Source organism: Streptococcus sp. 477 (genome assembly GCF_013277295.1).
GTDB lineage: Bacteria > Bacillota > Bacilli > Lactobacillales > Streptococcaceae > Streptococcus > Streptococcus pseudopneumoniae.
The window spans coordinates 21,097-27,096 of the sequence record NZ_VMMQ01000023.1 but is presented as its reverse complement, the minus strand read 5'-3'; the positions used below and the strand labels follow the sequence as shown (position 1 = coordinate 27,096).

The window sequence follows — 6,000 nt, the reverse complement described above, 5'->3', positions numbered from 1 at the left end:
TACATTTAGGAGAGAGAAAATAAGGAGTCTAAGACAAGCATTTCATTTGATAAGAGGCTTGGAGCTGTGAGGCTGGAGAGCCAAGGCTAAGACTAGCCTTGGTTTAGCTGAAAAAACAGCTTCAAGGGTTCCTCGTGTCAAATGAAAGCAAAATAATTGCCCTCAATCTCACCATTTTTTGGGGCATCATCACTTTCGATTGACACTACTTTTTTAAAATTTTTTAATTAATTTTACAACTGCTTCCGTTCGAGCTGTATGTGGGAACATATCGACCGACTGGATATAATGAAGATCATAGACTTCTACTAAGCGTACCAAATCACGAGCCAAGGTCGAAACATTACAAGAAATATAGACCATTTTTTCTGGTACATAAGTAAGAATAGTATCTAATAACTTATCATCCAGACCTGTACGTGGTGGGTCAACAATCAAAGCATCTGCTCGGTAGCCTTCCTTGTACCAACGAGGAATAATCTCTTCTGCCGTTCCAGCTTCATAATGAGTATTGTCAAATCCCATTCTTTTAGCATTTCGCTTGGCATCTTCAATGGCTTCTGGAATAATATCCATACCTCTGAGTGTTTTTACTTTCTTTGCGAAGGCAAATCCAATCGTTCCAACTCCACAATAAGCGTCAATCAAATGGTCTTCTTTATCAATATCCAAGGCTTTTACCGCCTCGTTATAAAGAACTTCTGTTTGTTCAGGATTTAGTTGATAGAAAGCTCGAGGAGATAGTGAGAATTCATAGTCGAGTACACCTTCTTGAATATTCTCTTGTCCCCAGATAATCTCTGTCTTTTCACCATAAATCTCACTGGTTTTAGCTGTATTTGTATTCACAGCTACTGTCACAACTTCTGGAAAATCTTTAATTAAGTCTTTTACTAGTTGGGTTAAATTAAGCTGACGATTTGTAACAATAATAATCTGAACCTGTCCAGTCTTTCTTGCTCGTCGAACCATAATAGTCCTAACACCTAGAACTTTTCTCTCATCGGTGATTGGAATTTGGTGAAAAGTAAGTAATTCCGCTAGACGATTAGCAATCACTTGGGTTTCCTTGTCTTGTACCAGGCAATCTTTCAACTCTACTAAATAGTGAGAGTTTTGTGCATATAAGCCCGCCTTGACCTGATTTTTAAATTTTCGAGTCTGAAATTGTAACTTAGCTCTGTAATATTTTGGTTCCTGCATTCCAATAGTTGGACGAATTTCATAATTTTCATATCCTGCAGGAGCAAATTTTTTCAGCGCTTGATGAAGCAAGTCCGTCTTGAACTCCAGCTGCTTATCATAATGCAGGTGCATGATTTGGCAGCCTCCGCACTCATTATAAATAGTACAAGCTGGCACAACGCGGAATTTAGACTTCTTGTTGACCTTTAATAATTTCGCTTCAACAAAGTTGCGTTTAATAGAAGTAATCTGACAGTAGATATCTTCTCCTTTGAGAGCTCCAGGTACAAAGACTAATGTTTTTTGATAAAAGCCAATTCCCTCACCATTAATTCCCATACGCTTGATTTTTAATGGTATTTTTTGTTTTATTTTTAGATTCATAGGTCTATTATACCATGGAGTTTCTAAGATATTTAAGAATATGTTACAATAAAAGCATGAATTCAAAAACACCTCGCTTTAGTATACTAGATTTCCCTGAACAATTACGAAGCTATATCAAGGGAGCTAATCTCTCTGATAGTTCTTCTCATTCAAGTGCAACTGTCCTATATATAGATTCAGGTTACTATTTAAAAATAGATCAAAAAGGTAGATTAGCTCAAGAAGCTAAGATTGCAACTTGGTTCGAAACTGAAGGATTGGGAAACCCAGTGATTACCTATTTATCAGCAAAAAAGGACTTCCTTCTGACCAAAGAAGCCATTGGCAGAAACGCTCTCGATTTTTTAAATCAACCCGAAAAACTCTGTCAAACCCTGGCACAAGCATTAAACAAACTTCACAGTCTTAAACCACAATCTTTTCCGTCGGAAAATCATCTGAAGCGTTATAAAGAAGAAGCCTTAAAAAACTATCAGGAGGGGACTTTTTATAACAAGACTCTTCTGCCTCAATTTCATATTCACAGTCGTGAAGAAGCTTACCAACTGATACAAGAGAAAGGTCACCTTCTCAAAGCTGATGCTTTTATTCATGGAGATGCCTGCCTGCCAAATTTCATCTTGAAGGATGCCTCGCATTTTTCTTGCTTTATTGACTTGGGATTGGCTGGTTTTAGTGACCGACATATTGACCTCTTTTGGGCAATTTGGTCCCTTCATTACAACCTACAAGATGCTACGTATGCTGAATTATTTCTCGACTATTACGGTAGAGAATATGTAGATATGGATAAACTCCGACTTGTTGCAGCTTTCGAAGCATTTAGATGAAAGGAAATTATGAAAATCACAAAACTTGAAAAGAAAAAAAGACTCTATCTGATGGAGCTTGATAATGGCGACAAATGCTATATCACCGAAGACACAATTGTTCGTTTTATGTTATCGAGAGATAAGGTTATAAGTGAAGAGGAATTGAAAGAGATTCAGGACTTTGCTCAATTTTCTTATGGTAAGAATCTGGCCCTCTACCATTTATCCTTTAAAGCACGCACTGAAAAAGAGGTCAGAGAATATCTGAAAAAATACGATATTGATGAAAACATCGTTTCTCAAGTCATTGATAATCTCAAAGAAGATAATTGGATTAATGATAGCCAATACGCTTATGCTAGCATCAATGCCAATCAACTTTCAGGAGACAAGGGGCCTTATGTACTGACTCAGAAACTAGCACAAAAGGGGATTTCAAAATCTACTATAGAAGAGAACTTGAAAGAATTTGATTTTTCGGAAGTTGCTCAACGTGTAGCCAATAAACTATTGAAAAAATATGAGGGAAAACTTCCAGCTCGTGCCTTGCAAGATAAGATAATCCAGAACTTGACTAACAAGGGCTTCTCTTATTCTGATGCTAAAATTGCCTTTGACGAATTGGATAGTCAAGTTGACCAAGAAACGACTCAGGAACTCATCTTCAAGGAACTTGATAAGCAATATGCTAAGTATGCCAGAAAGTATGAAGGATACGAACTGAAGCAGCGTTTAACTCAAGTTTTAGCACGAAAGGGCTATGATTTTTCGGATATAGCAAGCGCTCTTAGAGAATATCTTTAATATTTCCAAGTGAAATTCACAGATTTTAGATAATTTTATGGTACAATAGTAAATGATAAACTTATAAATTGTAGAAAGTTGGTTAGTTATGAAGCTTCCAAAAGAAGGCGACTTTATTACAATTCAAAGTTATAAGCATGATGGGAGTCTCCACCGAACTTGGCGGGACACCATGGTACTAAAAACAACAGAAAACGCCATTATTGGTGTCAACGATCACACACTTGTTACCGAAAGTGATGGTCGTCGTTGGGTCACTCGAGAACCGGCTATTGTTTACTTTCACAAGAAATATTGGTTTAATATCATTGCCATGATTCGTGATAATGGAACTTCTTACTATTGCAATATGGCTAGCCCCTACTATCTGGATGAAGAATCACTGAAGTATATTGATTACGATTTGGATGTTAAAATTTTTACAGATGGGGAAAAACGTCTCTTGGACGTTGAAGAGTACGAACGTCACAAACGCAAAATGAATTATTCTGATGACTTGGACTATATTTTAAAAGAACATGTCAAAATTCTTGTTGATTGGATTAATAATGGACGTGGTCCTTTCTCAGAAGCCTATGTCAACATTTGGTACAAGCGCTATGTAGAACTAAAGAATCGGTAAAGTTGTCAAAGGTCAGGAACAAAATCCTGACCTTGTTTTTTTGGTAGTGTAAAATAAATTGTGTAAAAACAAAAAGGAATAAATCCATTATAGCAGAGTTACAACACCTTACTAGAAAGAGATTTATGCAGAATTCGTAAAATATATAAAACAAATAGATATACTGTTATTTTTTAATGTCTCTGTTCCTTGTAAGTTTACAACAAACTTATATCATTTAATACAAAAAATACGAAGATGATTAGTATAAAAAATACAGGTCAACTTCGTATTTTTTTATTTCCACATAGCATCAATCATTTAGCACAACATTTTAAAAATAATATCTTTACAGAGAAAATGCTATTTAATCTACCAGCTCATTTAATCGTTTTTGAAAATATAAAGCAATACTTTTAGATTCAATAAACTCAAAATATTTTATGACATTGTTCATTTGTTTAATTCCAGATTCTTTAGATTCAGTCAGATATATTTTATATCCTTCTACAAATTTGAATGTAGATTTTTCAAAAACTTTTGTGTCATCTTTTAATAATTTTTTTAATTTCATTTCAAAGTAGTCTGCATATATTAGATGTGAATTTTCAAGGCAACAGAACCAAAAATTTAAACAAGCTGACACAACTAAATTTCTATTCTTGCCGATTTTTTCGTAATAATGTGTACGCTCTAGTATTTCTTTTCCGACCATGTAAATATAATCTATTTCAAAAAGATGATATAAATTACCAATCAGCGTTATCTCATAGGACTCCCATCGTTCCTTCTGGAATAAATAGTCATACACTAAATTTAGATCATCTCTACTAACTACATGATTACAATCTATCTGATTTAATAATCCCTGAACCATAATTGTATTTATTTTATGAGTTTTTTCCCCACTCTTCTCAAAAAGTTTTTGTTGCTCATTTTTTATTTCCTCCAATCCTTTAGTATTCAAACTATAAAAATTTGGAGATAAATTAACCAAAAAATCATCAAACTCCGATCTTTTATAATTTTCTAGGTAATTACAAAAATTCTCTATCGAAACATTGATATTTGATAATAATTCAAAAAACGTTGAAAGAGAAATTTCATTTTCTCCCCTTTCAAATCTAGAAAGTTGAGATTTTGATATAGAATCAGCTGCAGCATACTCTAAAGAATATCCGTTTAATTTTCTAAAATATCGAAAAGCTTCTCCGTAATTTTTCACACTTTCATTCCCTTAACTTTCTTTTCGAGCGATAAACATACCATATTCTTTAGGAATGATCAACATACCATTATTAAACTCAGTTTCCAATCTTTTACGTATTATTTCCTCTTCTAGTGAACCTATTTCTGAAATTCCTTTAAACGATTGGATGTATTTAACTAGGTCATCTATACTAGTTACCTGTAACTCATCATCATAGAGTAATGTATCGACAGAGTTAAAACACCTACTCAGGTACCTTTTACCATTTTGTAAAGTAAACGTTTTATTTTCTAAATCTTGATTAACCTCATCTTTAAATAAATTTGCCAAATAATTTACAACTCCATTTTCACCAAATGTAGCACAGTAAAAAATGCCTTCGGTTTTTAAGACCCTATTCACTTCAGATAGCGCTCTAGGAATATCATTCACATGATGTAGAAGCATATTAGCAATAACAATATCAAAGGTTTCATTCTCAAAAGAAATCTTTTGAATATCCATTATCTCATAGTTGATATTGTCTCTATTTCCAATCACTGACTTCGTTGATTTTACCATATCTTTAGAAAAATCTGTAACAATCAACTGCTTCATTTTATCTATAGAATCACTATTACTTTTCCACAGTTCTCCTGTACCACATCCCAATTCTAAAACCTTTACTTCATCAGTTATTTGGTAGTTAGAAAATATCCAATTATTAAATCCCAATTTATTTTTTGAATACTTCTTATGCAATTCTACTCGAATATCAAGATTATCATGACTTTTATATTGTTCAATTACTTTATCAATCATTTTAAATGACCTCCACTCTATAATTTGACATTATATCACAAGAATAAAGATAGTGTTAAATAAGTTGTATAAATGCAAAAAAGGAATATTCCATTATAACAGAGTTGCAACACATTTCTATAAAGAAATTTATTCCTACGACTCAGTTTAGCATGCTTAACTTCCTAACTCAAAAACAAAGCATCGGTTAATTTATCCGT

General features: G+C 33.5%; 6 protein-coding genes. 3 read left to right on the top strand and 3 right to left on the bottom strand.

Features of this window, described 5'->3' with window-relative positions; translation table 11 throughout:
* Positions 1-213 precede the first annotated feature (213 nt).
* Positions 214-1,569, bottom strand: coding sequence for a 23S rRNA (uracil(1939)-C(5))-methyltransferase RlmD (rlmD, locus tag HT691_RS04125; protein WP_138704398.1), 1,356 nt, complete (start codon positions 1,567-1,569; stop codon positions 214-216).
* A 56-nt stretch (positions 1,570-1,625) separates the two neighbouring features.
* On the opposite strand from rlmD, the gene HT691_RS04120 reads away from it, so the two are divergent.
* The 3 genes from HT691_RS04120 (at position 1,626) to HT691_RS04110 (ending at position 3,810) form a co-directional block, all read left to right on the top strand.
* Positions 1,626-2,402, top strand: coding sequence for an aminoglycoside 3'-phosphotransferase (locus HT691_RS04120; RefSeq protein ID WP_001086339.1), 777 nt, complete (start codon positions 1,626-1,628; stop codon positions 2,400-2,402).
* Positions 2,403-2,411: 9 nt separating this feature from the next.
* A complete protein-coding gene (recX, locus tag HT691_RS04115; protein ID WP_023934074.1) occupies positions 2,412-3,188 on the top strand; it encodes a recombination regulator RecX in 777 nt (258 codons plus the stop codon).
* An 88-nt stretch (positions 3,189-3,276) separates the two neighbouring features.
* A complete protein-coding gene (locus HT691_RS04110) occupies positions 3,277-3,810 on the top strand; it encodes a DUF402 domain-containing protein (RefSeq protein ID WP_138700228.1) in 534 nt (177 codons plus the stop codon).
* 346 nt (positions 3,811-4,156) lie between these two features.
* On the opposite strand, the gene HT691_RS04105 is transcribed toward HT691_RS04110, so the two are convergent.
* Both HT691_RS04105 and HT691_RS04100 read right to left on the bottom strand, forming a co-directional pair.
* The gene (locus HT691_RS04105; RefSeq protein WP_000800707.1) at positions 4,157-5,014 is read right to left on the bottom strand and encodes an Rgg/GadR/MutR family transcriptional regulator; all 858 of its coding nucleotides are present in this window, start codon (positions 5,012-5,014) and stop codon (positions 4,157-4,159) included.
* Positions 5,015-5,026: 12 nt separating this feature from the next.
* A complete protein-coding gene (locus HT691_RS04100) occupies positions 5,027-5,800 on the bottom strand; it encodes a class I SAM-dependent methyltransferase (protein WP_138705302.1) in 774 nt (257 codons plus the stop codon).
* Positions 5,801-6,000 lie beyond the last annotated feature (200 nt).

What these genes read in the sequence shown, in the direction of transcription:
- recX (WP_023934074.1), top strand. Translation starts at nt 2,412, where the DNA reads ATGAAAATCACAAAACTTGAAAAGAAAAAAAGACTCTATCTGATGGAG.
- rlmD (WP_138704398.1), bottom strand. Translation starts at nt 1,569, where the DNA reads ATGAATCTAAAAATAAAACAAAAAATACCATTAAAAATCAAGCGTATG.
- HT691_RS04120 (WP_001086339.1), top strand. Translation starts at nt 1,626, where the DNA reads ATGAATTCAAAAACACCTCGCTTTAGTATACTAGATTTCCCTGAACAA.
- HT691_RS04100 (WP_138705302.1), bottom strand. Translation starts at nt 5,800, where the DNA reads ATGATTGATAAAGTAATTGAACAATATAAAAGTCATGATAATCTTGAT.
- HT691_RS04110 (WP_138700228.1), top strand. Translation starts at nt 3,277, where the DNA reads ATGAAGCTTCCAAAAGAAGGCGACTTTATTACAATTCAAAGTTATAAG.